The 25762-nt window shown below is 66.5% G+C and carries 20 protein-coding genes and 1 other RNA gene; 12 read left to right on the forward strand and 9 right to left on the reverse strand.

The annotated features are described in order from the left end of the window. Positions 1-249: 249 nt before the first annotated feature. Positions 250-326: non-coding RNA, sX9 sRNA (locus tag ACCQ04_RS16615), on the forward strand. Positions 327-393: 67 nt separating this feature from the next. On the opposite strand, the gene ACCQ04_RS16620 is transcribed toward ACCQ04_RS16615, so the two are convergent. The 3 genes from ACCQ04_RS16620 to rsgA form a co-directional block, all read right to left on the reverse strand. Continuing rightward, the gene (locus ACCQ04_RS16620; RefSeq protein WP_226427431.1) at positions 394-1074 is read right to left on the reverse strand and encodes a type 1 glutamine amidotransferase domain-containing protein; all 681 of its coding nucleotides are present in this window, start codon (positions 1072-1074) and stop codon (positions 394-396) included. Positions 1075-1311: 237 nt separating this feature from the next. Further along, the gene (locus ACCQ04_RS16625; RefSeq protein WP_226427432.1) at positions 1312-2574 is read right to left on the reverse strand and encodes a flavohemoglobin expression-modulating QEGLA motif protein; all 1263 of its coding nucleotides are present in this window, start codon (positions 2572-2574) and stop codon (positions 1312-1314) included. Continuing rightward, positions 2574-3665, reverse strand: coding sequence for a ribosome small subunit-dependent GTPase A (gene rsgA, locus ACCQ04_RS16630; protein ID WP_024938955.1), 1092 nt, complete (start codon positions 3663-3665; stop codon positions 2574-2576). The genes ACCQ04_RS16625 and rsgA overlap by 1 nt, the downstream gene beginning before the upstream one ends. Positions 3666-3818: 153 nt before the next feature. Here rsgA and ACCQ04_RS16635 point away from each other — a divergent pair, with 153 nt between their 5' ends. The 3 genes from ACCQ04_RS16635 (at position 3819) to ACCQ04_RS16645 (ending at position 6511) form a co-directional block, all read left to right on the forward strand. Further along, positions 3819-5090 (forward strand): pyridoxal phosphate-dependent aminotransferase, encoded by a 1272-nt coding sequence (locus tag ACCQ04_RS16635; RefSeq protein WP_024938954.1) that lies wholly within the window; start codon positions 3819-3821, stop codon positions 5088-5090. Then, positions 5090-5758: an SGNH/GDSL hydrolase family protein gene (locus ACCQ04_RS16640; RefSeq protein WP_154833385.1), complete on the forward strand. Its 669-nt coding sequence runs from the start codon at positions 5090-5092 to the stop codon at positions 5756-5758. The genes ACCQ04_RS16635 and ACCQ04_RS16640 overlap by 1 nt, the downstream gene beginning before the upstream one ends. A gap of 81 nt (positions 5759-5839) precedes the next feature. Then, a complete protein-coding gene (locus tag ACCQ04_RS16645) occupies positions 5840-6511 on the forward strand; it encodes a methyltransferase (protein ID WP_154833387.1) in 672 nt (223 codons plus the stop codon). A 1240-nt stretch (positions 6512-7751) separates the two neighbouring features. Here ACCQ04_RS16645 and ACCQ04_RS16650 read toward each other — a convergent pair. Together ACCQ04_RS16650 and ACCQ04_RS16655 are read right to left on the reverse strand one after the other, a co-directional pair. Further along, positions 7752-9941, reverse strand: a complete 2190-nt coding sequence (locus tag ACCQ04_RS16650; RefSeq protein ID WP_226427433.1) for a TonB-dependent siderophore receptor — start codon at positions 9939-9941, stop codon at positions 7752-7754. Between the two features lie 290 nt (positions 9942-10231). Then, positions 10232-11023 (reverse strand): polysaccharide deacetylase family protein, encoded by a 792-nt coding sequence (locus ACCQ04_RS16655; protein WP_226427434.1) that lies wholly within the window; start codon positions 11021-11023, stop codon positions 10232-10234. A gap of 45 nt (positions 11024-11068) precedes the next feature. Here ACCQ04_RS16655 and grxD point away from each other — a divergent pair, with 45 nt between their 5' ends. Further along, on the forward strand, positions 11069-11995 hold the full coding sequence (gene grxD / locus ACCQ04_RS16660; RefSeq protein ID WP_024938949.1) for a Grx4 family monothiol glutaredoxin: 927 nt from the start codon (positions 11069-11071) through the stop codon (positions 11993-11995). Positions 11996-12160: 165 nt separating this feature from the next. Then, entirely contained in the window at positions 12161-13030 is an 870-nt protein-coding gene (locus ACCQ04_RS16665) for a hypothetical protein (RefSeq protein ID WP_226427435.1), read from the forward strand. A 292-nt stretch (positions 13031-13322) separates the two neighbouring features. Here ACCQ04_RS16665 and ACCQ04_RS16670 read toward each other — a convergent pair whose 3' ends face one another. Beyond that, positions 13323-13883, reverse strand: a complete 561-nt coding sequence (locus tag ACCQ04_RS16670; RefSeq protein ID WP_226427436.1) for a DUF924 family protein — start codon at positions 13881-13883, stop codon at positions 13323-13325. 140 nt (positions 13884-14023) lie between these two features. Here ACCQ04_RS16670 and ACCQ04_RS16675 point away from each other — a divergent pair, with 140 nt between their 5' ends. The 5 genes from ACCQ04_RS16675 (at position 14024) to ACCQ04_RS16695 (ending at position 19468) form a co-directional block, all read left to right on the forward strand. After that, positions 14024-15424: an amidohydrolase gene (locus ACCQ04_RS16675; RefSeq protein WP_184433529.1), complete on the forward strand. Its 1401-nt coding sequence runs from the start codon at positions 14024-14026 to the stop codon at positions 15422-15424. After that, positions 15421-16701, forward strand: coding sequence for an amidohydrolase family protein (locus ACCQ04_RS16680; protein WP_166770300.1), 1281 nt, complete (start codon positions 15421-15423; stop codon positions 16699-16701). The genes ACCQ04_RS16675 and ACCQ04_RS16680 overlap by 4 nt, the downstream gene beginning before the upstream one ends. Positions 16702-16738: 37 nt before the next feature. Then, complete coding sequence (locus ACCQ04_RS16685) at positions 16739-17134, forward strand: ribosomal maturation YjgA family protein (protein WP_226427437.1); 396 nt, start codon at positions 16739-16741, stop codon at positions 17132-17134. Positions 17135-17291: 157 nt separating this feature from the next. Continuing rightward, positions 17292-17618 (forward strand): hypothetical protein, encoded by a 327-nt coding sequence (locus tag ACCQ04_RS16690; RefSeq protein WP_047129733.1) that lies wholly within the window; start codon positions 17292-17294, stop codon positions 17616-17618. Positions 17619-17866: 248 nt separating this feature from the next. Then, positions 17867-19468, forward strand: a complete 1602-nt coding sequence (locus ACCQ04_RS16695) for a rhamnogalacturonan lyase B N-terminal domain-containing protein (RefSeq protein WP_372358569.1) — start codon at positions 17867-17869, stop codon at positions 19466-19468. A gap of 497 nt (positions 19469-19965) precedes the next feature. Here ACCQ04_RS16695 and ACCQ04_RS16700 read toward each other — a convergent pair whose 3' ends face one another. Next, the gene (locus ACCQ04_RS16700) at positions 19966-20781 is read right to left on the reverse strand and encodes a GH12 family glycosyl hydrolase domain-containing protein (RefSeq protein ID WP_054592929.1); all 816 of its coding nucleotides are present in this window, start codon (positions 20779-20781) and stop codon (positions 19966-19968) included. A gap of 476 nt (positions 20782-21257) precedes the next feature. Here ACCQ04_RS16700 and ACCQ04_RS16705 point away from each other — a divergent pair, with 476 nt between their 5' ends. After that, positions 21258-22202 (forward strand): DegV family protein, encoded by a 945-nt coding sequence (locus ACCQ04_RS16705; RefSeq protein ID WP_226427439.1) that lies wholly within the window; start codon positions 21258-21260, stop codon positions 22200-22202. Positions 22203-22820: 618 nt separating this feature from the next. Here the strand turns inward: ACCQ04_RS16705 and ACCQ04_RS16710 are convergent. Then, positions 22821-24401: a CocE/NonD family hydrolase gene (locus ACCQ04_RS16710; protein WP_184379234.1), complete on the reverse strand. Its 1581-nt coding sequence runs from the start codon at positions 24399-24401 to the stop codon at positions 22821-22823. 366 nt (positions 24402-24767) lie between these two features. Next, a complete protein-coding gene (gene thiL, locus ACCQ04_RS16715) occupies positions 24768-25742 on the reverse strand; it encodes a thiamine-phosphate kinase (RefSeq protein ID WP_104608279.1) in 975 nt (324 codons plus the stop codon). Between the last annotated feature and the right edge of the window lie 20 nt (positions 25743-25762).

The raw sequence follows: 25762 nt of genomic DNA on the forward strand, positions 1-25762 counted from the left end.
CTTGTCCGCCCACCATCGCGGGACACGCCGCAAGTACGTCCGTGTAGGCTCTTACGCGGCATCCATGCCGCGTAAGGTCCCGCGACGGTGGGCAGGCAAGGGCTAGTCACCATGGCCGGCTCGTTTGGTTACGAGCACCGGCTTGCGTCCGGTTGTCGGTCGCTGCCGCGCTCTGAAAGAACACGACGAATAACGCTAGAAACTACTGCGCTCACCGTCAGGCAGGTGCGGCAACCGCTCGGCACAGGTATGTACCAAGCGTACACCCCGGTCCCTCCGCGACGTCCGCACCTTAGCTGACGACTACTTGCTCCGTTTTGTTGGCCGCTCCAAATCAAACGTCGCGATATCTTCCGGTGGCCGTCCAGGTATCACCAGACGACAACTGCAGAATCAGCGCTTCGACAACTCAAGCAGCGCCTCGGCAGCCTTCTCCGACGAAGCCGGGTTTTGGCCGGTGACCAGCAAGCCATCGGTGACCACATGCACGCCCCAGTCGGCGCCCTTCTCGTAGCGGCCACCAAGTTCGGTCAGCACGTCTTCGATCAGGAACGGCACGATCTTGGTCAGGCCCACGCCCTCTTCTTCGCTGTTGGTGAAGCCGGTGACGCGGCGGCCGTTGACCAACGGCTTGCCATCGCTGCCCTTGACCCGGCGCAGCGCGCCCGGTGCGTGGCACACCAGGCCGTGCGGCTTGTTGGCCGCGGCGAATGCCTCGATCAGCGCGATCGAATCCGCGTCTTCGGCCAGGTCCCACAACGGGCCATGGCCACCCGGATAGAACACCGCATCGAAGTCATCGGCCTTGACGTCCGCCAGGCGCTGCGTGCTGGCCAATGCTTTCTGCGCGTCGGTGTCCTGCTTGAAGCGCTTGGTGGCCTCGGTCTGTGCATCGGGCTCGTCGCTCTTGGGGTCCAGCGGCGGCTGGCCACCCTTGGGCGAGACCAGGGTGATGTCTGCGCCCGCGTCCTTGAACACGTAATACGGCGCGGCAAATTCCTCCAGCCAGAAGCCGGTCTTCTTGCCGGTATCGCCGAGTTGGTCGTGGGAAGTGAGCACCATCAGGATTTTCATCGTATCGCCTCGTGTCATGGCCCATCTCGGGCAAGGCGAACAGTGTCCGGTGCAGTCCGTTGCAGCATCGTGTAGAACACGTCGGCACAATGCTTACCGTTCAGCGCCTTGCAGTGGAGGCAATGCACTGCAAGGCACGTGTCAGGCGCTGCGCGGTGTTGCCCGACTCGCGCCTGCGACAGCTTCGCCGCGCCACCGCGTTGACGCGGCGACTGCGTACAAGTTGCTCGGCAGGCGTCAGACGTTCATCGCCGGTGGCTGCAGCTGATCCATGCGGATGCGATTGGCGAACAACGAAAACGCCAGCATGCCGGCCAGGCCGCTGACCCGGCTCACCCACGGCGGCAACCAGCGCGGGGCGACCAGCACGCCGCTGTCGAACAAGGGCGCAAGGCGCGCCACATCGCCCAGGGCCATCTTGCCGGCGAACAGGTAACGGCATAGCTGCAGCTGATCGCGTTGCAGCGCATGCCGGAAGAAGGTGTGCACCGCCACCAGCCCGCGCAGGTACACCGTGTCCTTGGTGAAGGCACCGCCGCCGGAGGTCGGCACGCCGCGGAATACGCGCTGCGCCGAGGAAAAGCTTTCCGCCGCGCTCTGCCCGCCTGCGGTGAAATAGCGGAACACCTCGATGAAGTCCGCACCCGAGCGCGCCATCGCGATCGCCTCGATACGCAGGCTGATGCGCTTCATGCGTTCGATATCGATGCTGCCGGTGATCTGCTCGGCAAACGTCGCCAGGCCTTCCTGCGTCGCGGTGGTCCGCGGCGAGGAAATGCCCAGGCTGGGCAGGTGCACCTGCGCGCGCCCGTTGAGCGCGGTCAGCGAATGCACCAGCGCCTCGTGGTGGAACAGCTGCGCACGATCGTAATCGCTGAAGGTGGCGCCGCTGCGCAGGCGGATGCGATGCGCGCCTGCGGCCGCCTTGGCCAGCAGATCAGGATCCAGCGTGACGGTGATGACGCGCCCTTCGAAGAAGGCGTCCAGATCGTTTTGCAGCTGCATGCGCAGGGCGGTTGCCGAGACCGGCACATGTTCTTCCGGCGCCAGCAGTTCGCGGTCCAACTCCTGCGCGATCTGGATGAAGTGCCGCGCTGCCTCGCGCGTGCTCGGGCCGTTGCCCGGCATCGGATCGTCGGGCACGCCGAACAGCTGCGCCGAGTAATCGCTGACTGCGGGAGTGCCCAGCGATTCCAGCAGGCCGGCGGCCAGGCCCCAGCTATGGGTCGAGTCGATCAGGTAGGCGCCCAGCGGGTGATGCGGATCGGCCTGCTTGGCAATGGCCGCCAGCTCGCGCCGGGTATCGCCGAAATCCAGTCGCGGATACTCCACCTGCGGCAGCTCCGGCTGCCCACGCGCCACGCTCTGCAGGAACGGCTCCTGCAGCGAGCGCGGCCAGCTGGCCAGCGCGAGCAGGCGCACGCCGCGCACGGCCTTGACTAGGCGCGCATCCAGCGCCGCATGGTGGACGATGTCCGGCGGACCCTTGCGCAACGGCATCAGCGGCGTCCGTTGCGGTCGACGCTGGCAGGCCGCCGGCCCGATCCCTTGCCCCGGTTGTTCTGCGCCAGGCGTGTGGCGAGCTTTTCGGCCGCTGCGGCCACTTCCACGCGCAGCTTCATGTAATTGGCCACCCGCTCCGGATCCAGCGTATCGGCCTCGATCGCCGCACGCACCGCACAGCCGGGCTCGGCGATATGCGCACAATCGTTGAAGCGGCACTGCGCCGCCAACGCTTCCACATCGGAGAAGCCGCCCTCGGCCAGATCTTCTTCGCCGGTGGGCTTGAGTTCGCGCATGCCGGGCGTATCGATCAGGCAGGCACCGGACGGCAACGGAATCAAGGCGCGATGGGTGGTGGTATGCCGGCCGCGCGAATCGTTCTCGCGCACCGCATTGGTCTTCATCTTCTGCGACCCGAGCAGGGTATTGGTCAGCGTCGACTTGCCGGCACCGGACGAGCCCACCAGCACCGCGGTACGGCCATCGCCCAGCCACGGCCGCAGCGCCGCCACGCTGTCCGGATCCTTGGCGTTGACCGCGCGCAGCGGGATGTTCTGCGCTTCCAGTTCCTCCAGCACCGCCAATGCGTCCTCGGCGTATTCGGTCTGGTCGGCCTTGGTCAGCACCACCACCGGCTCGGCACCGCCGCCGCCAACCAGCAGCAGATAGCGTTCGATGCGGCGCGGATTGAAGTCCGCATCCAGCCCGCACACGATGAACACCGTATCGATGTTGGCCGCGATCACCTGCTGGTGGTAATGCTCGCCAGCCGCACCGCGCTTGATCGAGGTGCGCCGTGGCAGCAAGGCCACGATGCGCTTGCCCTCCATCAGCACCCAATCGCCCACCGACGCCCGCTCATGGCTGGGAAACCGCGGCCGCTGCCACTCCGGCAGCGACTCGGCCTTCAGACCGGCCTCCGGCGTATCGGCCACCACATAGCCGGTGCGGTGCTGCTCCACCACCCGCGCCGGCAACGCCTGCGGATGCGCAGCAAAGAGCGCCTGCCAGGCAGGATCCTCGGCAGGGCCAGGCCAGGGCCAGCCAATGGATTGGAGGGTGGGGTAATCGGGGGACACAATGCTCATGGGGCGATTCTAGCTGGCTGGCCGCAGCGGCTTGTGCAATCGGGCCTTGCGCCCGGGCTGAAGCGCCCCTTGACATCGTTGCCGATGCAAGCATGTCCGCCTGTCATATTTCCGCTACCATGCCAAGCCTCACGCCTACAACCGGCCCGTCGCATGTCCACTGCCCCGCAAAAGCCGCTCGCCATCCGCGAGCGTCTGTCCGAAGTCCGCTACGAAATCCGGGGCGAGCTGGCGCGACGAGCGCGGGAACTGGAGGCGCAGGGCCGCAAGCTGATCAAGCTCAATATCGGTAATCCGGGCGCGTTCGGGTTCCGTGCGCCGGAGCATCTGCAGCGCGCCATCGCCGACGACATGGGCCGCACCGATCCGTACACCCATCAGCAAGGCCTGCCGGAAGCGCGCGAGGCGATCGCCACCGCGTATGCGCGGCGCCAGCATCCGGATGCGCATCCGGACCGCATTTTCGTCGGCAACGGCGTCAGCGAGCTGATCGACCTGTCGCTGCGTGCGCTGCTCAATCCCGGTGACGAAGTGCTGGTGCCCTCGCCCGACTATCCGCTGTGGTCGGCCGCCACCATCCTCAACGATGGCCGGCCGGTGTATTACCGCTGCGCCCCGGAAAACGGCTTCCAGCCGGACCCGGTGGAAATCGAGACGCTGGTGTCCTCGCGCACCCGCGCCATCGTGCTGATCAACCCGAACAATCCCAGCGGCGCCAGCTATTCGCGCGAACTGCTGGAGCGCATCGTGGCCATCGCCAGCAAGCACAACCTGCTGCTGATGGTCGATGAGATCTACGACCAGGTGCTCTACGACGACGCCGCCTTCGTGCCGGTGGCGCCGCTGGCTGGTGCGCATCCGTGCATCACCTTCGGCGGCCTGAGCAAGGTGCACCGCGCCTGCGGCTGGCGGGTGGGCTGGGCGCTGCTGTCGGGCGAGCAGTCGCGCATCAACGACCTGCGCAATGCGATGGACCTGCTCGGCGCGCTGCGCCTGTGCGCCAACGTGCCGGGCCAGTACGCCATCGACGCGGCAGTCAACGGGCCGGACACCATCTCGGCGCTGTGCGCGCCGGGTGGCCGTCTGTACGAAACCCGCCGTGCGGTGATCGAGGCCTGCGCGGCCAGCGAGCACCTGTCGCTGGTGGCGCCGGCCGGTGCGCTGTACGCGTTCCCGGCGGTGGTCGGCCCGGCCGCGCGCAACTTCGACGACCATGAATTCGCGCTCGACCTGATGAACGAGGAAGGCGTGCTGGTGGTGCCGGGTTCCAGCTTCAACGTGCCCTACCGCCACCACTTCCGCGTGACCCTGATGCCGGAAGCGCCGGTGATGCGCGATGTGTTCGCACGCATCGACCGTGCGCTGGCGCGCCGCGCCGAGGCGGTCACCAAGGTCGTGCCGCTCAAGTCGCGCAGCGTGGCGTGATGGCGGCGGCCGGCACGCCGCTGCGCTATCTGGCGCTCGGCGATTCCTACACCATCGGCGAAGGCGTCGCCCCCGAGCAGCGCTGGCCGGTGCAACTGGTCGACGGTTTGCGTGCCTACGGCTGGAACGTGGCGCCGCCGCAGATCATTGCCACCACCGGCTGGACCACCGACGAGCTGCAGGCCGGTCTCGATGCCGCTGCGCCGCAGGGGCCGTTCGAGCTGGTGAGCCTGCTGATCGGCGTCAACAATCAATACCGCGGACGCTCGCTGGACGAATACCGCAGCCAGTTCGATGCGTTGTTGCAGCGTGCGATCGGGTTCGCCGGCGGCCTTGCGGCACGCGTGTTCGTGCTGTCGATTCCCGATTGGGGGCTGACTCCGTTTGCGCATGCGCAGGGCGGCGATGCGCCACTGATCGGCGCACAGATCGATGCCTTCAACAGCGTAGCCGCCGAACGCTGCGCCGCGCGCTCGGTGCGCTTTGTCGACATCACCGCCACAAGCCGCGATGGCGGCAACGCTGCCGACATGCTGGTCGACGATGGCCTGCATCCCTCCGGCGCCATGTATGCGCGCTGGACCGCACTGGCACTGCCAGCGGCGCGCGATGCGATAGCGGCTGCCAACGCGATCGGGATGGACCACGCCACGCGTGGGCAGCCCTAATCGCGTTAGCAGGCCCCAAGCCAACCGCGCACCAAGCCTCATTGCCAAGGAACGACATTGCACAGCACCGCCACCCAACCCATGAGCCGCGCGCAGGCGCTGGCGATCGCGCGCGCGTTTTTGCCGCCGCATCCGCTGGGCAATCGCTACGACTATTACTACACCCAGGCCAAGCTGCGCACCGACCCGCTGTATCCAGGCGTGCTGGCCGAGTTGCGCAGCACCACCGCGCCCGTGCTGGATCTGGGCTGCGGGCTGGGCCTGCTCGCGCACGCATTGCGTGCCGATGGCCAGGCATTGGGGTATCACGGGGTGGATGTGGACGCGTCCAAAATCCGCCGCGCGCAACACATCGCGCAGCGCTCGGCATTGGGCAATACGCAGTTTGCCGTGGTCGATCTGAGCGTGGCCTGGCCGCAACACCGCGGCAGCGTGACCATTCTTGACGTGCTGCAGTATCTGCAGGCTGACATGCAGGCCAGCCTGCTGCGCAGCGTGGCGCAGATGCTGACGCCGGGCGCGAAGCTGGTGATCCGCAGCGCATTGGGCGATGCCAGCAGCCGTGGCCGCACCAGCCGCGTGACCGACGTGCTGGCGCATCTGAGCGGCTGGATGCAGCGCATGCCGCGCAGCTATCCCACCCGCGACAGCCTGCAGGCGCAGCTGGATGCCGCCGGTCTGCGCGCAACGTTTGCGCCGTTGTATGGCAACACGCCATTCAACAACTGGTTGATCGTGGCCGAGCCGCGCTGAGGCAGTGCACAACGTGCCTGGCTCGCTTTACAACGACTGACAGAACGTAACGCGCGGTCGCCGGACGGATGTGGACGGCACGCAGAAACCCGGGTGGACGCATAGCAAATGCCGCACCGGGCACTGGCCGCGCAGCCGTTTTGACAGCCGCTGTTGACGTCATGCGGATGATCCCGGGCCACGTTTTCAAGGGGTGGTGCGCCACGCCCCAGAGAATCCGCTGGTTGCCTTGTCGAAAGCCATACACACCGACCATCTCGACGGGTCCTTGCCTGCCCACCGTCGCGGGACCTTACGCGGCATGGATGCCGCGTAAGAGCCTACAGGGACGTACTTGCGGCGTGTCCCGCGACGGTGGGCGGGCAAGGGCCCTGCAGCCAAACAGCCAAACAGCAGATATACCGCTCTACCGCTGATCTATCGCATCTTACAAGCCCCACTACACAACGCAGCAGGCAATCAAGACTTAGAGCGATGGCGTCGTTTAGGCGCGATCAGCAGCTTGAATCAAAAGCTCGGTGGGTCGAGGGCGCGATGCCCTCACCACTTCCGGGACACGCCGTGAATCCATCCATGGAGGCTCCTTGGCGGCATCCATGCCGCCAAGGGTCCCGGAACCGGTAAGGACATCACGCCTCCAAAGTTGGTCGTGCGCTGATGCAACCGCAAAACCGAGATGACCTATGGGGGGTGACTTAACGCAGCAGCTTGGTTGCTTGCATGCATGGGTGCATGGCTATTTAGCGATAGGGGCAAACCCAACCAACTTGCTGCCCGCCTTCGACGGAACATGTTGTTCGGAAATCAGACCACGTCGGCCAGATCGCACAAGGTCCATGCAACCACCGCTGCATCTGACCCGCCGGCCGCCGTTCCTGCTCTTGCCATGTATACCGACGCTCTCGACTGGTCCTTGTCTGCCCACCGTCGCGGGACCTTACGCGGCATGGATGCCGCGTAAGAGCCTACACGGACGTACTTGCGGCGTGTCCTGCGAGGGTGGGCGGGCAAGGGCCGTGCAGCCAAGCCGCAAAGCAGCCGCTCTACAACTGATCCATCCGCGATGACCAATCACTTCGGGACAACCAAGTGATCGAGTCGCCGCGCCGTTTGGATGCAGGCGAAGGCCTGGTTTGCCAAGTGCGCGGCGCCCTTGCCGCTAGCGAGACACGCCGTGAATCCGTGCGTGGAGGCTCAGTGGCGGCATCCTTGCCGCCAAAGCCTGTCGTCTGGAGCAAGCTCAGAACTTCCAGGACAGCGTTAGCTCCACATCGCGCGGGTCGCCGTAGATCAACTGGCTTTGATAGACGATGTTGGCGTAGTACTTGCGGTCGAACAGGTTGCGCACGTTGAGCTGCGCCGACCATGCCTGGTTGATGTCGTAGCGTGCCATCGCGTTGGCCAACACCACGCTGCCCTGGGTCAGCCGTTGCGTTGTACCCTGTGGCCCGGACATCAATTCGTAGATGGCCGACTGCCAGCTCAGGCCACCGCCCACGCGCCATGGGCCGGTCTGCCAGCTGGTGAACAGGGTAGCCTCGCGCCGCGGGCTGGTCGGATTGACGTCGACACCGCTGGCATCGTTGGCATCGAACTGGGCAAAGCCGAACGCGATCCGCCACTGCTCGGAGAGCTGCCCATCGAGCTGGAATTCCACCCCTTGGCTGACCGTGCCCTTCGCGGCCAGGAAAGCCTGATTGGTGGTGCCGGGCACGAATTGTCCGGGGTCGTTGACCGCCAGGTTGTCCTGCTCGATACGGAACAACGCCAGCGCCGCGTTGAGCTGGCCACCGAGGTATTCGCCCTTGGCGCCGACCTCGTAGCTGTTGCCTTCCAGCGGGGCGAGATAGCGCCCGCTGCGGTCGCGATTGTTCTGCGGCTTGAAGATGCCGGTGTAGCTGGCGTAGAGCGAATGGTGGTCGTCCACGTCCAGGATCAGGCCGGCGTACGGCGTGGTGCGGCCGCGACGCTCGTAGGTATTGGCCGGCACCAGTTGATCGGTGTTCTTCCAGTCGGTGACGCGTGCGCCAACGATGGCCGTGAGCGCGTCGGTCAGGCTGACACGGCCGGCGGCATAGGCGGCCACCTGGCGCACGTCGCGTTCTTCGCCCTTCACCAGCGGCGTCCATTGCGGCTGCGCCATGCTGCCGGTCCAGGCGTAGACGCTTTCGGCCGTCAGCACCTGCGGCGGCTGCGGCCCGTTGGACCAGCTGCGCACGTTGCGGTTCATCCAGGTGGCACCGGCGACCAGTTCGTGGTTGCGGCCCCACCAGGTCAGCGGCACGCTGAGGTAGGCATCCAGGCTGTTTTGCGCCGTGAGTGCGGGATAGCGCCCGCCAAAAGTGTTGGCAAGGCCCAGGCCGGTCTGGCGGTCCGGGTAATCGAAGTAGCCGAACAGCACCGACTTCCAATCGGCTTCGAACCGCTGATGCGAATATTCCACGTGCAGCTGCGCACCGTTGTCGAAGCGATGGGTCAGGCCGGCAAACGCATTGGTGGTGTCGGCCACGCCGCGCGCCCAGCGCGGTGTAAACGAATCCGAGCGTGCAAAATCGGTGCGGCTGCCGTCGCTGAAGTACGCCGGCACCCCGCCCCAGGTGGTGCCGCGGCCGTCGTTGCGCTGCTTGTTGACGCCGATGTAGCCGCGGGTGGCATCGCTGAAATCCGCATCGACGATGCCGTAGAACAGCGACGATTGCTTGCTGTAGTAATCGCGGAACGACTGCTTGTCCTCGTAGCTGGCAACCACCCGCCCACGCACGTTGCCGGCGGCGTTCAACGGCGATTGCAGGTCGACGGTGCCGCGATAGCGGTCCCAACGCCCTGCCGACAGATCGACCCGACCGGTGAACACATCGCTGTCGGCATGCTTGCGCACCAGGTCGATCGACGCGGCCGGGCTGCCCGCGCCGGTGGTCAGGCCGTTGGCGCCGCGGATGATTTCCACCCGGTCGTAGATCGCCATGTTCTGCTGCACATCGCCGGTGTAGTCGGTGGGAATGCCGTCGATGCGGTAGTAGTCCACTTCGAAGCCGCGGGCGTTGATGTAGGTGCGCTCGGTGTCCCAGGTCGGCGAATTGAAGCCGGCTACGGTGTCGGTGACGTCCTGCAGCGATTGCAGGTTGCGGTCGACGATCTGCTGGCGTGTCACCACCACCACCGACTGCGGCGTCTCGCGCAGTGACAGCTCCAGCTTGGTCGAACTGCGCGCGACATCGGCGGTGTAGGAGTCGCTACCTTCGGTCGCGGCCCCGCGGTGTGCCTCGATCTGCAGGCGGTCCAGATCGACCGGGTCGCGCGTGCTCGATTGCGCGGCAGCCGCCAATGGCCATGCGCAAGCCAGCGCCAGCAGGGAGTACGCCAGCGGGAGCTGCGGCGAACGGAGATCCGCACGCGCAAGCGCGCGCGCAGGGACGATGCGATGGGACATGGGGTCAGCCTCAAGAGCGAGTATGGCCGTCGATGACGGCTATTGAGGCTGGCGTCGGCAGCGCCACCGGAAGGCGCGCACCGTTTGCTGGCTGGGGGCGCATGTTCGATCCGCGTTAAATCGCTGTCAATACATGCGCGAATCGATACCGGGACTCAGGAGCGCCAGCTCCAGGCAATCCGGCGAACAAAAAAGACGCGTCGCACCAGAGCGTTCCCGCCGACAGGGACGAAGGATCCGGCAACGCACGCTCTGCTTCCACGCCATCGGCTAGGCGGTGCGCAAGGACCTCAGAGCGGACGCCGCCCGGCCAGGCCGCGTGCGTGCATCGCTTCCAGCACGCCGCGCAGGATGGTGAGGTTGTGGCCGTGCGCGGCGCCTTCGTGCAGCAGCACGATGGCGCCGGGGCGCAGGTCGCGCACGATGCGGGCCACGGTGGCCTGCGGCTCGCAACGCACCCCGTCGAAACCGCGCGCGCTCCAGGCCACGCGGGTCAGCCCGTGCGCACGCAGCGGCGAGGCGACGAAGGGATTGGTCATGCCCACCACCGAGCGGTACAGCCGCGGCGCCTGCCCGGTGATGGTGGCCAGCACGCGCTGTGCCTGGCCGATTTCCTGCGCCATGCGGTGCGGGCCCAGCGCCCAGAACCAGGCCTGCGGATGGGTATGGCTGTGATTGCCGATGCCATGCCCGCGGCGCACCATCTCGCGCACCAGTTCAGGCCGTTGCTCGGCGCGCGCCCCGACCACGAAGAACGTGGCCTTGGCATCGTAGGCGTCCAGCAGATCCAGCATCGCCGGGGTGTCGTCGGAGGGGCCGTCGTCGATGGTCAGCCATACCTGCGGGGCGCGGCCCGGCAGGCGCGCCAGCACCGGCGCGTACAGGCGCGCGCGCGGCAGGAACACCGGCACCACGAACAAGGCGTGCGACACCAGCAACGCCGGCACGCCCCAGGCCCAGCCCAGATGCCACCACAGCAGCGCCACCGCCGCCTGCGACAGGGCCAGCAGGCCCACCCAGCGGTACGGGTGCGAGGGGATGCGATACAGCGTTTGAAGCGTGGTCATGCCGCATGATGCCATGCGGCGTAGAATGCCCGGACTCCACGATCTGACCGAAGTGCTGCCATGTCCCTCGATCCCGCCCTGCGTTCCCGCATCGATACGCTGCTGCAATCCAGCCGTGTGGTGCTCTTCATGAAAGGCCAGCCCGGCATGCCGCAGTGCGGTTTTTCGGCCAAGGCGGTCGGCGTGCTGGACGGTCTGGGCATCGACTATGCCCACGTCAACGTGCTGGCCGACCAGGAGATCCGCGAAGGCATCAAGGCCTACGGCGACTGGCCGACCATTCCGCAGCTGTATGTGGACGGCGAGCTGATCGGCGGCAGCGACATCATCCTGCAGATGGCCGACAGCGGCGAGTTGAGCAGCATGCTCGGCCTGCAGGCGCCAGACCGGACTCCGCCCAAGATCACCATCACCCCGGCCGCGGTCGAGATGCTCAAGGGCGCGCTGGCCGATGCGCCGGATGCCTCGCTGACGCTGGCCATCGATGCCAACTTCCAGCCGAACTTCCAGCTGGCGCCGACCAACCCGAACGCCATCGCGGCCGAATCCAACGGCCTGCGCGTGCAGTTCGATCTGGCCAGCGCCCGCCGCGCCGACGGCATCACCATCGACTGGGTGGACGACATCCGCGGCCGTGGCCTGGCCATCGACAACCCCAATGCGCCCAAGCCGGTGCAGGAGCTGTCGGTGCGCGATGCCGACGACCGCATCAAGGCCGGTACGCTGACCCTGGTGGACGTGCGCCCGGCCGACGAGCGTGCCCTGGCCAGCGTTGCAGCGCCGTTCCGCACGCTGGACGCGCACGAGCGCGCCGCCATCGAGCAGTTGCCCAAGGACACCCCGCTGGCGTTCCTGTGCCACCGCGGCGGGCGCAGCCTGCAGGCGGCCGAGCACTTCCGCGGCCTGGGTTTCAGCAACGTCTACAACGTCACCGGCGGCATCGACGCCTGGTCGGACGAGGTGGACAACGGCGTGGCCAAGTACTGAGCAAGCCAGACGGCACAGCCGGTGGCGGGAATCCGCATCCGGCGATGGCCCGCTGCAATCGCCGGCCAGGTTTTTAGCCGTGTTTGCTACAGTGCACACCCCGAACGGGCGCTCCACCGAGCGTCCGTTTTTTCATGGATCGATATGCACAAGGACGTCGCTGCAATGCACACCCGCCTGCTCTCTCTTGCACTGGCCGCGCTGGTGCCGCTGGCCGCACGGGCCACCGAACCCGCACGCGCGGTCGTGCTGGTACAGACCTACGACAGCCAGCCGGGCGAAGACCCGCTGGAATACATTCCGGTGTGGCTGGGCAGCGGCGTGGCGAAGGAGTCCAGCATGCCCAGGTCGCTGCTGAGCCAGCCGCTGCAGGTCTTCAATGCGGGCGTGTCCAGCGGCACCGTGCGGCTTGCGTCGCTGAGCGTCGACGACAACAGCATCTGCGGCGGCACGGCAAGACTGCGCTTGAAGGGCACCAGCACGCTGTCCGATTCGCCGCTGTTATCGACGGTGGATCTCAATCCCGGCAAGCGCTTTGCCAGCCGTAACGCCACCGCTGCCGAACAGGCCGAGCTGTTGCGCCAGGCCGGCGCTGTTGCGCAGCTGCGCAACAGCGTCACGCCGGCGGCGCTGGCCCAGGCGTTGACGGCATTCCCTGCAGATCGTGCGCAGGATCTGGCGGCGCTGCAGATCGTGACCGACACCCGGCAGCCGCAGCGACGCGTGGCCGTGCTGACCTCCCATCACCCGACCAGGACCGGCAACCCGGACAACCCGACCGGTCTCCTGGCCGTGCTTGCGATCTTCGAGCATGACGGCAGCCGCTGGCAGTTCCGCAAGGGCAGCGCGGCCAGCGGCTGCGACGACTGCGAAGACCTGCCACTGCGTACGCACCTGCTGCAGTTCGGCGATATCGACGGCAACGGCACGCTCGACTTCGTGCTGTCGGAAAGCGGCTACGAGAGCTACGGCTTCTACCTGCTGCTCGGCGAAGGCACGCACTGGCGTTCGGAAGGCTTGATGGGCGGCTGTTGAGCGATTGCCGCGCGATGGCCGATGCCCGCAGCGGTATCGGCGCCACGTTGCGGCACGCACCGGATCCGGAAGAGCGCAACTCGCCGCCGCGCAAGTCATTCGCATCGCCGTTGCGAGGCTATTGGTGTGATTGAACCGCCGCACGATGTCGATCAACGCGCGACAGCGCGCGTATGTGCGCCATCAACCTATCGCGTCGATCGCCCGCTCGATCCGCGTGCCCATACGCAATGTACAGCGCGGGAAAGCCACAGCGGCGTGCGGTCGCGGCAGGCCACAATCGTCGCCTTCCTCAGCCGGCAAATCCGCCGTCATCGAGAAACTGCTGCTCTTCGGCGGTGGTTTCGCGCCCCAGTACCGCATTGCGATGCGGGAAGCGTCCGAAGCGCTGGATGATCTGCTGATGCTCCACGGCCCAGCGCGTGGTTTCTGCATCGTCCAGCGCGCTGATCAGCTGCACCGAGCGCGCCTGCTCCTGCAGATCTTCGGCATGCTCGAACGGCAGATAGAAAAACAGCCGCAACTGCGCGGACACCTGTTGATCGAAGCCGCTGGCGATTGCCTGCCTGGCGCAGGACAGCGCCAGGCCATCGGTGGCGTAGGCATGCGCGCTGCCGCGGAACGCGTTGCGCGGAAACTGGTCGAGCAGGATCAGCAAGGCCAGCGCATCTTCGGCACGCTCCATCCAGGGCGCATATTCGCCACGCGCCGCTGCAAAGTGCTGCTCGCTGAAATGCTGGCGGAAGTTGGCATCAAACGCATCGTTGTGCGTGAACCAGCGGGCCGAGCCGGCCAGTTCCCAGAAAGCCAGCACCACATCGGCCTGTTTGTTGCGCTCTGACTTGACGATCATCGACGTATTCCCTGACGAATACGGCATAGCATGCACTGGCGCATGTGATGAGCCCGCCGCCGCCGACCGTGCAGCACTTGGCAAGCACGCCGCCGGCCGCTAGGTTTGCGGCTGACGTTTTCGTTGCACCGGGGAAATCCATGCGTTCCATCCTGTTCGCCGCGCTCGGCGCGGCCGTGCTGTGCGGTCCTGTGTCTGCGGCATCGCGTTTCGTGCAAGACCCCTATCCCAGCACCTACCGCGCGCTCGCGTCCGCTCCGGTGTTGATCCAGCACGCCACCGTGCTCACCGGCACCGGCCAGCGGCTGGACGACGCCGACGTGCTGCTGCGCGACGGCAAGGTGGCCGCGGTCGGGCGCGGGCTGGAGGCGCCGGCCGATGTGCGCCGCGTCGACGGCACCGGCAAGTGGGTGACCCCCGGCATCATCGACGTGCACTCGCATCTGGGCGTGTATCCCAGCCCCGGCGTCAGCGCGCACAGCGATGGCAACGAGATGACCGCCCCGGTGACGCCGAACGTGTGGGCCGAGCATTCGATCTGGCCGCAGGATCCCGGTTTCGGCACCGCCCTGGCTGGCGGCGTCACCTCGCTGCAGGTACTGCCCGGCTCGGCCAATCTGATCGGCGGGCGCGGCGTCACCCTCAAGAATGTCGCCTCCACCACTTACCAGGGCATGAAGTTTCCCGGCGCCCCCTGGGGCCTGAAGATGGCCTGCGGCGAGAACCCCAAGCGCGTGTATGGCCAGAAGGGTGGCCCCGGCACGCGTATGGGCAACGTGGCCGGCTACCGTGCCGCCTTCATCGATGCGGCCGAGTACCTGCAGAAGAATGCGCCGAAGAAAAAGACCGCGAAAAAGCGCCATTGGTGGAGCAGCGGCGGCGACAACGACAGCAGCGGCGACGCCGGCGGCAAGCGCGATCTCAAGCTCGACACGCTGGCCGGCGCGATCAACGGCGACATCCGCGTGCATATCCATTGCTACCGCGCCGACGAGATGGCGACCATGCTCGACCTGTCCAAGGAGTTCGGCTTTCACATCGCCGCCTTCCATCACGGCGTGGAGGCCTACAAGCTGGCCGACCGGCTGGCGCAGGAGAACGTTTGCGGTGCGCTGTGGGCCGACTGGTGGGGCTTCAAGATGGAAGCCTTCGATGGCATCCAGGAAAACATCGCGCTGGTCGACAGGCCGGCCAACAGCTGCGCCATCGTGCATTCGGATTCGGAAGAAGGCATCCAGCGCCTGAATCAGGAAGCGGCCAAGGTGCTCGCCAACGCGCGCCGCAGCGGGATGGAGATTCCACCCGAGCGTGCGATCCGCTGGCTCACCAGCAATGCCGCCAAGGCGCTCGGCATCGAGCAGCAGACCGGCGCACTGGAGCCGGGCAAGATGGGCGATATGGTGGTGTGGAACGGCAATCCCTTCAGCTCCTACGCGCTGGCCGAACAGGTCTATATCGACGGCGCGCAGGTCTACGACCGCCACGATCGCCGCCTGCAGCCGGTGTCGGACTTCATGCTCGGCCAGGAGGTGGCGCGATGAGCCGCACCACTGGAATGCGCCCGCGTCTGCGCGCGATCTCCGCGGTGGTCCTGGCAGTGCTTGCATTGCCCGCATTCGGCCAGCAGGTGCTGATCCGTGGCGCAACCGTGCATACCGCCACCGCGCAAGGCACGCTGCGCAATACCGATGTGCTGGTGCAGGGCGGCATGATCCGCGCGATCGGCAGCAACCTGGCCGTGCCGGCCGATGGCCGCGTGGTCGAGGCCAGGGGCCGCCCGCTGACGCCGGCCCTGTTCGGCGGCATCACCGAGATCGGCATCGAAGAAGTCTCCGGCGAAGACAGCACCGTGGACAGCGGCGTCAAGCTCAGCGACCAGCCGATGCGTCCGGAATTCGACGTCACCCTGGCCTACAACCCCGATTCGGTGCTGGTGCCGGTGGCGCGCGTGGAAGGCATCGGCTTCACCGCGCTGGGCGCGACCACCAGCGGTGCCTTCATCGCCGGGCAAGGCGGCGTGGTGCGGCTGGACGGCAGCCCGGACCCACTCGGCCCGCATGCCCTGTTCATCCGCATCGGTGCGGCTGCCTCCGATCTCACCGGCAGCTCGCGTGCCGCGCAATGGATGCTGCTCGACCAGCTGGTGGCCGAAGCGCGCGGACGCGTACCGGCCGACTCGCCGCATGCGCTGCTGACCCCGGTCGGCCGCAGCGTGCTGGCCAGGTACCTGGCCGGGCAAGGCCGCATCGTGGTGCAGGTGGAGCGTGCCGCAGACATCCGCCAGTTGCTGCGTTGGGCGCAGCGCGAAAAGGTGCGCATCGCCATTGCCGGTGGTGCCGAGGCCTGGAAGCTCGCGCCGCAACTGGCGCAGGCCCGGGTGCCGGTGCTGGTGGATGCGCTGGCGGACCTGCCGTCCACCTTCGACCAGATCGGTGCCACGCTGGAAAACGCCGCACGTCTGCGCGCGGCCGGCGTGGAGGTCAGCTTTGCCCAGAGTGGCGATGCCTCGCATAACGCGCGCAAACAGCGCCAGCTGGCCGGCAATGCGGTGGCCAACGGCTTGCCGTGGGAAGCCGGCCTGGCCGGCCTGACCCGGGTGCCGGCGGAGATCTTCGGCGTGGCCGATCGCATCGGCAGCATTGCGGTCGGCAAGCAGGCCGACCTGGTGCTGTGGGAAGGCGACCCGCTGGATGTCGCGCACTACGCCGAGCAGGTGTGGCTGGGCGGTCGCGACATGCCGATGCGCTCACGCCAGACCGAGCTGCGCGAGCGTTACATGCAACCGGCCGGCGCGTTGCCGCGGGCCTATCTGAAATGATCGGGAGCGGCGTGCGCATGGGAGCGCGGTGACCCGCATGGCGTTGGGCGTGCGCTGCGTCTACCTGCTGATCGCATTCGCCGTGTTTGTCATCGAAGTGGCGATCGGCGCAGGCACACTGGGCGGGCCGTGGGTCCGCGGCAGCCTGGGCGATGTGCTGGCGGTGATCCTGGTGTATTGCGGGTTGCGCGGTGTGCTTGCGCTGCCGCCACGCTGGGCGTGCGTGTTGGCGGTGGCGATCGGGTGCCTGATCGAAGGGCTGCAGGCGCTGCATCTGGCCGACCGGCTCGGACTGCGCCCTGGCAGCGCGGCCTACATCGCGCTTGGCAATACCGCCACCGTGCACGATCTGCTGATGTATCTGGTCGGCGGCGGGGCGGCGTACATCGGCGATATGGCATCGTGCCGCGTCGCCGCGTCTTCCCAGCGATAAACAACTGCATTGATACAATCCCTCGGGCCTACCGCATGTTCTGCGTCTCCTCATCGACACTGATCGACAGCGTTGGCATCCCGTCCCGGCAACGGCAGCAACGGCGTGCCTGCGCCGCCGCTGCGTCGCAGTGACCTCGCTGTTCCAGGGAGGCGGCTTGCGCTCGATCGATCGCGTCGTATTGCGCCAGGCGCCGGCCAATCTGCTCCGCGGGCTGGAAGCGGTCGGCGGGCGGCTGATCCTGACCGCCGATGCGCTGCACTTCCAGCCGCATCCCTACAACATACAGACCCGGTCGTTGACCGTGCACCTGCGCCAGATCGCAGCAATGCAACCACGCTGGACGCGCCTGTTCGGGCTGCTGCCGGTGGCGCCGACATCGCTGGCGGTGCAGCTGCATGACGGCGGCGAGCACCGTTTCGTGATCGGCAAACGCGAACAGTGGATGGCTGCCATCGCCTCGGCGCGCGACGCCCTGGGCTGACGCCACCCCGACAAGCGCGGTCGCGCTGATGCGCCAGGTCGCAATGCCCGACTGGCGCACCGCAATGCGCTGGCGTCTTCCCGCAAGCCTGCGCATCGCAGCGGGAGCGTGAACTGCGCTGCGTTTCAGCACTGCATTTTGTAAGCGGTGCACGCTCTGCAGGTCCGGCCATCGCCGTCGTTGTCCAGCCCGCCTAGCATCGCGCGTCGGCACCATAGCGACGCCTCTACTTCGGCATGGAGATCGATATGCCCCGCACCATCCTGCGCATCCTGGCGTGCGCATTGTTCCTGTACGGCGGCGTCAGCGCGCCGGCCATCGCCGCATTTGGCGTCACCCGCAGCGGCGACCGTGTCGTTGTCGATACCGGCGCCGAGCTGGTGTTTGCGGTCAACGCCGGCAACGGCGACATCGTCTCGATGCGTTATCGCGACAACGAGCTGCAGACCACCGAGTCCAAGGGCTCGCAGATCGCCTCCGGCCTGGGCAGCGCCAGTGTGGAGGCGCGCGTGGTGGGCACCACGATCGTGGTTTCGGTCAAGGCCGGCAACCTGATCCAGTACTACATCGCACGCAAGGGCCGCAACGCGATTTACATGGCCACCTATGCACCGACGTTGCTGCCGATCGGCGAGCTGCGCTTTGTCACCCGCTTGAACGTTGCCAAGCTGCCCGATGCGCAGCAGGAGCCGGACTCCAATGTCGGTAGCCCGGTGGAAGGCGAGGACGTGTTCTTGCTGCCGGACGGACGCACCAGTTCCAAGTTCTATTCGGCGCGGCGCATGATGGACGATCAGGTGCACGGCGTCAGCGGTTCGGGCGTGGCGGTGTTCATGCTGATGGGTAACCGCGAGCGCAGTTCCGGCGGGCCGTTCTTCAAGGACATCGCCACCCAGAAAACCCGCGTGACCCATGAGCTCTACAACTACATGTACTCCGATCACACCCAGACCGAGGCATTCCGCGGTGGCCTGCATGGGGTGTACGGGTTGCTGTTCACCGATGGCGGGACGCCCTCCAGCGCACAACTGGACACCGCTTTTGTCGATGCAACGCTGGGGTTGACCGGTTATCTCGCCAGCGACGGGCGCGGCGCGCTGAGCGGCCGGGTGAGCGGCGTGCTGTCCGGCCAGCCTGCCGTGATCGGCCTGCGCAACGACCAGGCCCAATACTGGGCCACCGCCAACGGCAGCGGCGATTACCAGATTGCGGGCGTGCGCCCAGGACGCTACCGCATGACGCTCTACCAGAACGAACTGGAAGTCGCGCAACGCGATGTGGAGATCCACGCCAACGCGACCACGCAAGCGGCGCTGCAAGCGGTTGTGCTGCCGGGGACCATCAAATGGCAGATCGGTACGGCCGATGGCACGCCGGCCGGTTTCCGCCATGCGGATCTGCTGCCACGCGCGCATCCATCCGACAAGCGCATGCGCTGGACCCCGGTGACCTACACGGTTGGATCGAGCAGTGCGGGCAGCTTTCCGGCAGTGCAATGGCGCGGCATCAACACCCCGACCCGTATCGACTTCACCCTGGGCTCGAGTGAAGTGCGTGGCTATCGCCTGCGCATCTTCGTGCCGCTGACGCAGGTCGGCGCGCGCCCGCAGATCAGCGTCAATGCGCGTTGGAATGGCCCGGTGCCGGCCGCACCCACGCAACCCAAGACACGCGGCATCACCCGCGGCACATGGCGCGGCAACAACACGCTGTATGAGGTGGACATCCCGGCATCTGCGCTGCAATCGGGCAGCAACCGGATCGAGATCGGCATTGCCTCGGGATCGGCGGACAATGGCTTTCTCAGCCCGGCCGTGGTGTTCGACAGTATCCAGCTGGTGGCGCTGTAAGCAATCCGCCTATCCAGCGAGCGGTGGTCGGACAAGCAAGGGCTGCACGTAACAACGCCTCGCACCCATTGCAGAGACCGTGGCACTGCCCGCATTCGCCTGACACCTGTGCAAAGCTGGCGGTGGCAGCGCCATCCATACCGATATGGCAATCACCGCGCGCAATTGCGTGCGGTGATTGCGGCGGTGCATGAGATTCCGGAAGCGGGCCCTCACACTGCACGGTCGATGCACGTCGCCATGCATATGACCTGCGCGCTGACTCGGCCTGCCCGGCTGCCGTCAGTCGATCTGCTGCGCGAGCCGTCGGCAGCCAGGACGCGAGGCATGCAATGCGTGCGTCGCGCACATGCCACCTCGTTGGCTCTCAAGCGGCCTGCAATCGTCGACGATTGTCAGGCCAGCGCCGCAGGTACGATCACCGGCGTGCGGTGTGCTGCACGCCGGTCTTTACGCTAATGACGCACCCTCGGCCATGTCGCCGATGGGCATCGTGCTTACTGCGCATCCAGCGTCGCGCTCACCTTGGCCCAACCATTGCCGCGCACCACTTCGAAACCCGCCTCGGCTGCATGCAGATACATGCTGTTGTTGTAGCGCCCATCCTTGGACCGGTTGGTCTGCAGCCAGTTGAGGAAGGGCTTGGCGTCCACGTTGAGGCTGCCGCTGGTCTTGAGCGTGGCCTGCCCGGCGGTGCCGGTCGGGATGAACGTATAGACGTAATAGCCGGCGCCGGAGTTGAAGCCCTCCCACAGGTCGAAGGTACGCCCGCCCGCGGTGATCACCTTGCTGGCAGTCAGTGTGCCGATCGGCCAGGAGTTGTGGTCGCCCCAGATCATCACTTCCAGCTGCGGGTTGCCCTTGGCGGTATCCCAGCGGAAGAAGATGTCGTAGGCAAAGTCGCCTGCGAGATTGGTCCCGCCGGCGCTGTAGGTGAACTTGAGCGGGATCTTGCTCAGCGAGGAAATCTGCCGCGGAAACAGCGTGTCGCTGGTCGGGTTCCAGTCGTAATGCCAGCCGCGCACGATCGCCGGGTAGCCGTAGAGATTGTAGTCGGCGAAGTTGAAGGTGACGGTCAGCTCGGGCGTGCTGCCGGTGCCGAACGTGCCCTGGATGATGTTGTTGGGATCGTTGAAATTATTGACCCACGCATAGTGGTTACCAAAGATCTTGTAGGGACCGGCCAGCGCCGCCGGCGTCAGCGCGACCAGACCCACGGCCAGTACAGCCTTCCACCAGCGCGATGCGCGCCGCCGTGTAGTCGGCGCCTGTGCGCCAGTCTGAGTAAGGGTGCTGGATTGGCTGTTTTGCATGTTGACTCTCTCCGAGTAAGTTCAGCGCGGCGATGCCGGTGCGGCAGCGTCGAGAGCCGCTTTGCAGCGGTCGCGTCGGACCCTAGCAGCGGCGTTGTGACGGGAGCTATAGCAATTGCAGCAGGCCTCGCTCGCCATCTGCGATAGCGGGCGCCACCTTGCAGCCGAAGCGTGCGCCGATCCTCAGTTCGCAAGGTAAATTGCAGTGCGACAGGATGTACCGGTCATCTGCATGACGGCGCGGTGCGCGCCAATGCTGCGGAGCCACATCGGGGCGATCTGCGTTTTGACAGCGCCTGCAGCTGCTTGCGGCGGTCCATCCGCCTCCGTCGAGCTTGCCTGATGAGCGCGCGCCAGGCTCCCGTCCGCGGCTTGCGCGCTTCGGCACCCGGCCTTCGACCGCGGCCCTACTCGCCTCTGCTGTTTTGCGATAGCGTTCGCAGTTACAGATAACGCAACAGCCGGAGGGGGCGACGATGCGCATCGGAATCGTGGTGGACAGTGCCTGCGATTTGCCGCAGGACTTCATTCAACAAAACAACGTCATCGTATTGCCGATCAGCGTACGTATCGGCGAAGCGGTGCTGGCCGATCACCGCGATGGAGAAGCGACGCTGAGCTTTCTGCAGGCGCATGTGGCCGAGCGTGGGCATGAAGCGGAAACCACGCCGTTTTCGGTCAACCAGATTCGCGACCTGTTCCTGCAACGGCTGGTCATCGACTACGACCACGTGTTCTGCCTGACCATCTCCAAGCTGCGCAGCCAGATCTTCGATAACGCGATGCAGGCCAGCTTCGCGATCCTCAACGATTACAAGCCGATCCGGCAGGCCGCCGGCCACACCTCGCCGTTCGCGCTGCGCGTGATCGATACGCTCAACCTGTTTGCCGGCCAGGGCATCACCGCAGTGGAAGCGGTACGCCTGCGCGCGCAGGGTCAGGGCGTGGCGGCAATCCGCAGCCGGCTCGAACAGCTGGCCGAACACACCTACGGCTACATGATTCCGCGCGATCTCTACTACCTGCGTGCGCGTGCACGCACCAAGGGCGATCGCAGCGTGGGCCTGATCAGCGCCGCGCTCGGCAGTGCGCTGGACATCAAGCCAGTGCTGCGCGCCTACCGCGGCGTCACCGAACCGGTGGCCAAGTTGAAAGGCTTCGAGCCGTCGACCGAAAAGCTGTTCGGCTTCACCGTGCGCAAGATCCGCGAGGGCTTGATGACACCGACCGTCTGCGTGGGCTACGGCGGCGAACTGGCCGAGCTGCACGCCCTGCCCGGCTACGCCGCCCTGCAAAGCGCCTGTCAGACCCACAACGTGGAATTGCTCGAAAGCGTGATGAGCCTGACCGGCATGGTCAACGTCGGCAAGGGCGCACTGGCCGTGGCATTTGCAGCCGAACCGCATACCTTTTCGGCCTGAAAACAAGGCCGAGGGCGCGGCGCCCTCGCCGGCTTCAGGACACGCCGATCTACAGCGGACCTATCCGCGCACCCCGGATCTCCAAAGACAACCACGCACACCGACCATCTCGACATGTCATGCCCTGCTTGCCCGTGCACAGCGACCCTCTTGACTGGTCCTTGCCCGCCCACCGTCGCGGGACCTTACGCGGCATGGATGCCGCGTAAGAGCCTACACGGACGTACTTGCGGCGTGTCCCGCGAGGGTGGGCGGGCAAGGGACCTCCCGCCAGGCCGCAGAGCAGCCGCTCTACAACTGATCTATCCGTATTGTTCGAACTCTCGAAACACAACGCCTAACCCAATCGAGACTTAGAACGTCGGCATTGTCCGGACGCGATCAGACGCTTAATTCAAAAACTCGATGAGTCGAGCGCGCAGCACCCTCATCACTTGCGGGACACGCCGTGAATCCATCCCTGGAAGCTCCGTGGCGGCATCCATGCCGCCAAGGGTCCCGCAAGCGGCGAGGACACCGCTCTGAGAGTTAATCGATACTTTCCAAAGCTTGCTCGTTGCTCGGCTTGCATTGAACGATGACCAGACGCGGCGCCATCCGAGTAAGCCCAGCGCAGCGTTACCGCAGCGGCACGTTCAATACCGATGGCGTTGCCGCCGGCGAGGTAAACGTCACCGTGCCGCCGCCATCGCTGGCATCGGTGTAGCGCACGTCCTGCGTGTCGATCACCAGCACCAGGCGCTGCCCTGCCGGAATCTCCGCAGCAGCTGCTTGCAGCGGCCAATCCAGCGTCACTGCGCGGCCTGGCGTGACCCCGCGTAGCGAGTACGGCGCATGCGTGATCAGTTGCGCCACGCCTAACGCATCCATGCGATACAGATAGGCGAACAGGCTCACTTTCGATTGGCTGGGTACCACGGTCACGCGCAGCGATGGACTGCCGGCCAGCCGCCGTAGCGTGTTCGATGGCGCACCCACCCACACTGCCGCGCCGATGCGATTGACCAACGGAATCGAGGTGGTGACCGGCACACCGATGCCTTGCAACAGGCCACTGACCAGGACCACGCCCGAGTCGGCCAACGTCGGCACATCGGTGGCAATGCGCGATTGCCATCCGCTGGCGGTGCCGCCGATCAAACCGCCGGTGGGGCTGAGCAATCCGGACGGTGCGGATAACCCCAGGCGCGTGTTGCCCTGTTGCACCGACGCCCAGTCCGCGTACTCCAGCCATTGCCCCGCGCGCGGCGACAACCGCACCGGCGCTTCGCTGTCCACGCCGTTACGCAGCTGCTTGAGATGACGATCGAACCAGCGCGTGGTCGCCGTGTAGACCTCGTTGGGCAGGCCGAGCGCGCCCGGCAGCTCTGCGGTGGCGTGATCGCCCTGGCTGAGCAGCAACTGCTTGGGCCCGCGCAACTGATTGAAGAATGCGATGGTCTGGTTCGGCGGAAACAGGCCGTCGTTGAAGGCATTGCCCAGCAGCACCGCCGTGCCACGCGCATTGAGCGCGGCCACATCGCTTGCCGGGCTGCGCGACGCGGCCTGCGGCAGGAAGCCCTGCACGGCGCCGTCGTAATCGCCAACGGCAACCCGTGTGCTGATCTGCGCCAGATCCGGGCCGGGACGTCCGGTCAACGCGCCGGCACCGACCAATAGCCCAACGCCTTGCTGGCTGACGGTGCGGTTGGAATACAGCGACGCTTCCAGATCGGCCCAGCCGCTGAGCGCAGCCACGGCCTTGATGCGCGGATCGCGCTCGGCCGCCAGCAGGCTGATGCCCGCGCCATACGAGATGCCCGACGCACCGATCGCATTCGCATTGGCCGGCGTATGCGCCAGCGCCCAGTCGATCACCGCGCTGACGTCTTCCACCGTGTCGGCGCCGGCGATATCGATCTGCCCGGCCGAATCCCAGAACCCGCGCGAGGTGTAGCTGACGACCACGTAGCCATCGCTGGCCAATTGGGTCGCGCGGCCGAGGTACTCCAGATTCGGCAACGACCAACTGGCCGGCATCACGATCAGCGGAAACGGCCCGCTGCCCTGCCCTTGCGGCACCAAGACCAGTGCGCCCATCGGCGCGCCGTCCCAGCCGGGAATCCGTTCGTAGGTCTTGCTGAAAGCGCCCGCCACCGCCGACGCCGATGCCACCAGCAACGCCAATGCGGCGATGCCTCCGATCCAACGCTTGTTCATGCGGATCTCTCCCACGCAAGGCCGGGCCGGGATGGCCCAGCGGCAACTGCCATGCATCCGTGGTTCGGGGGAGAACGTCGCGAACGTACCAGACGGTACGGTATGGCTCAAGGGCTGGGATTCGGGATTCGGGATTCGGGATTCGGGATTCGGGATTCGGGATTCGGGATTCGGGATTCGGGATTCGGGATTCGGGATTCGGGATTCGGGAGGCGGGAGGCGGGAGGCGGGAGGCGGGAGCGTAGGCGCCGCAATGGCTGGCACATGCTGAAGTGCAAGCCGGCGGACGCCATCGCATGCCGATCCCGACCCGCAGACGTTGGCTGCAATGCAGCACGCCCGCGCCACGCCTCCCGCGCGCTCAGCTCAGCCCACGAAGTGCTGATATCCGCGTTGCGGCGGCTGCCACGGGTTGCCGTCGGCGTCGTGGACCACCACGCCCGGCGTGGCGACGATCTGGCCGATGCGCGTCACCGCGACTCCGGCGAAGTCCATCGCCTGCACCACCGCGTCGCGGTGTTGCACGGCGGCGGTGAAGCACAGCTCGTAGTCGTCGCCGCCGCCGAGTTGCCAACCGATGCATTGCAGCGCACTGATCCCGGTACTGCGCGGCATCGCCGGCAGTGCCGCCAGCGCCAGCTGCGCGCCCACACCGCTGCGTTCGCACAGATGGCCCAGATCGGCGAGCAAGCCGTCGGAGATGTCCACACACGCATGCGCAAGCCCACGCAAGCGCAGCCCGGCCTGCACGCGCGGCTGCGGGCGCAGCAGCCGGCCGCGCCACAGTTCGTGCAACGGATCAGCCGCCGCGCAGGTCACGTCCAGCTGGCCGGCCTGCCACAGCGACAAGGCCGCCGCCGCCTCGCCCGGCGCGCCGGTGACCCAGACGTCGTCGCCCACACGCGCGCCATCGCGACGCAGCGCCGCGCCCGGCGGCAGGCTGCCGATCGCGGTCACCGCACACGCCAACGGCCCCCGCGTGGTGTCGCCACCGACCAGCGCAATGTCATGCGCATCGGCCAGTGCAAAGAATCCATCGGCGAATGCGTCGACCCAGGCAGCATCGTCGTGCGGCAACGACAGCGACAGGGTGCACCAGCGCGGCTGCGCGCCCATCGCGGCCAGGTCGGACAGATTGACCGCCAGCGTCTTCCAGCCCAGATCCTCGGCACGCGTCTCGTGCGGGAAATGCACGCCCGCATTGAGCGTATCGACGGTGATCGCCAGTTGCTCGCCCGGCGGCGGCTGCAGCAGTGCCGCATCGTCGCCAATCCCCAACGGCACATCCGCACGCGCCGCAATGCGCGCGCGCAAGCGGGCAATTAGATCGAATTCGGGCATTTGAAGGGCCGGGATTGGGG

Source organism: Xanthomonas sp. NCPPB 2866 (assembly GCF_041475745.2).
GTDB classification, from domain to species: domain Bacteria; phylum Pseudomonadota; class Gammaproteobacteria; order Xanthomonadales; family Xanthomonadaceae; genus Xanthomonas; species Xanthomonas arboricola.

Coding starts and splice junctions, on each gene's coding strand:
- ACCQ04_RS16620 (WP_226427431.1), bottom strand. CDS start 1,074: ATGAAAATCCTGATGGTGCTCACTTCCCACGACCAACTCGGCGATACC.
- ACCQ04_RS16625 (WP_226427432.1), bottom strand. CDS start 2,574: ATGCCGTTGCGCAAGGGTCCGCCGGACATCGTCCACCATGCGGCGCTG.
- rsgA (WP_024938955.1), bottom strand. CDS start 3,665: ATGAGCATTGTGTCCCCCGATTACCCCACCCTCCAATCCATTGGCTGG.
- ACCQ04_RS16635 (WP_024938954.1), top strand. CDS start 3,819: ATGTCCACTGCCCCGCAAAAGCCGCTCGCCATCCGCGAGCGTCTGTCC.
- ACCQ04_RS16640 (WP_154833385.1), top strand. CDS start 5,090: ATGGCGGCGGCCGGCACGCCGCTGCGCTATCTGGCGCTCGGCGATTCC.
- ACCQ04_RS16645 (WP_154833387.1), top strand. CDS start 5,840: ATGAGCCGCGCGCAGGCGCTGGCGATCGCGCGCGCGTTTTTGCCGCCG.
- ACCQ04_RS16650 (WP_226427433.1), bottom strand. CDS start 9,941: ATGTCCCATCGCATCGTCCCTGCGCGCGCGCTTGCGCGTGCGGATCTC.
- ACCQ04_RS16655 (WP_226427434.1), bottom strand. CDS start 11,023: ATGGCATCATGCGGCATGACCACGCTTCAAACGCTGTATCGCATCCCC.
- grxD (WP_024938949.1), top strand. CDS start 11,069: ATGTCCCTCGATCCCGCCCTGCGTTCCCGCATCGATACGCTGCTGCAA.
- ACCQ04_RS16665 (WP_226427435.1), top strand. CDS start 12,161: ATGCACACCCGCCTGCTCTCTCTTGCACTGGCCGCGCTGGTGCCGCTG.
- ACCQ04_RS16670 (WP_226427436.1), bottom strand. CDS start 13,883: ATGATCGTCAAGTCAGAGCGCAACAAACAGGCCGATGTGGTGCTGGCT.
- ACCQ04_RS16675 (WP_184433529.1), top strand. CDS start 14,024: ATGCGTTCCATCCTGTTCGCCGCGCTCGGCGCGGCCGTGCTGTGCGGT.
- ACCQ04_RS16680 (WP_166770300.1), top strand. CDS start 15,421: ATGAGCCGCACCACTGGAATGCGCCCGCGTCTGCGCGCGATCTCCGCG.
- ACCQ04_RS16685 (WP_226427437.1), top strand. CDS start 16,739: ATGGCGTTGGGCGTGCGCTGCGTCTACCTGCTGATCGCATTCGCCGTG.
- ACCQ04_RS16695 (WP_372358569.1), top strand. CDS start 17,867: ATGCCCCGCACCATCCTGCGCATCCTGGCGTGCGCATTGTTCCTGTAC.
- ACCQ04_RS16700 (WP_054592929.1), bottom strand. CDS start 20,781: ATGCAAAACAGCCAATCCAGCACCCTTACTCAGACTGGCGCACAGGCG.
- ACCQ04_RS16705 (WP_226427439.1), top strand. CDS start 21,258: ATGCGCATCGGAATCGTGGTGGACAGTGCCTGCGATTTGCCGCAGGAC.
- ACCQ04_RS16710 (WP_184379234.1), bottom strand. CDS start 24,401: ATGAACAAGCGTTGGATCGGAGGCATCGCCGCATTGGCGTTGCTGGTG.
- thiL (WP_104608279.1), bottom strand. CDS start 25,742: ATGCCCGAATTCGATCTAATTGCCCGCTTGCGCGCGCGCATTGCGGCG.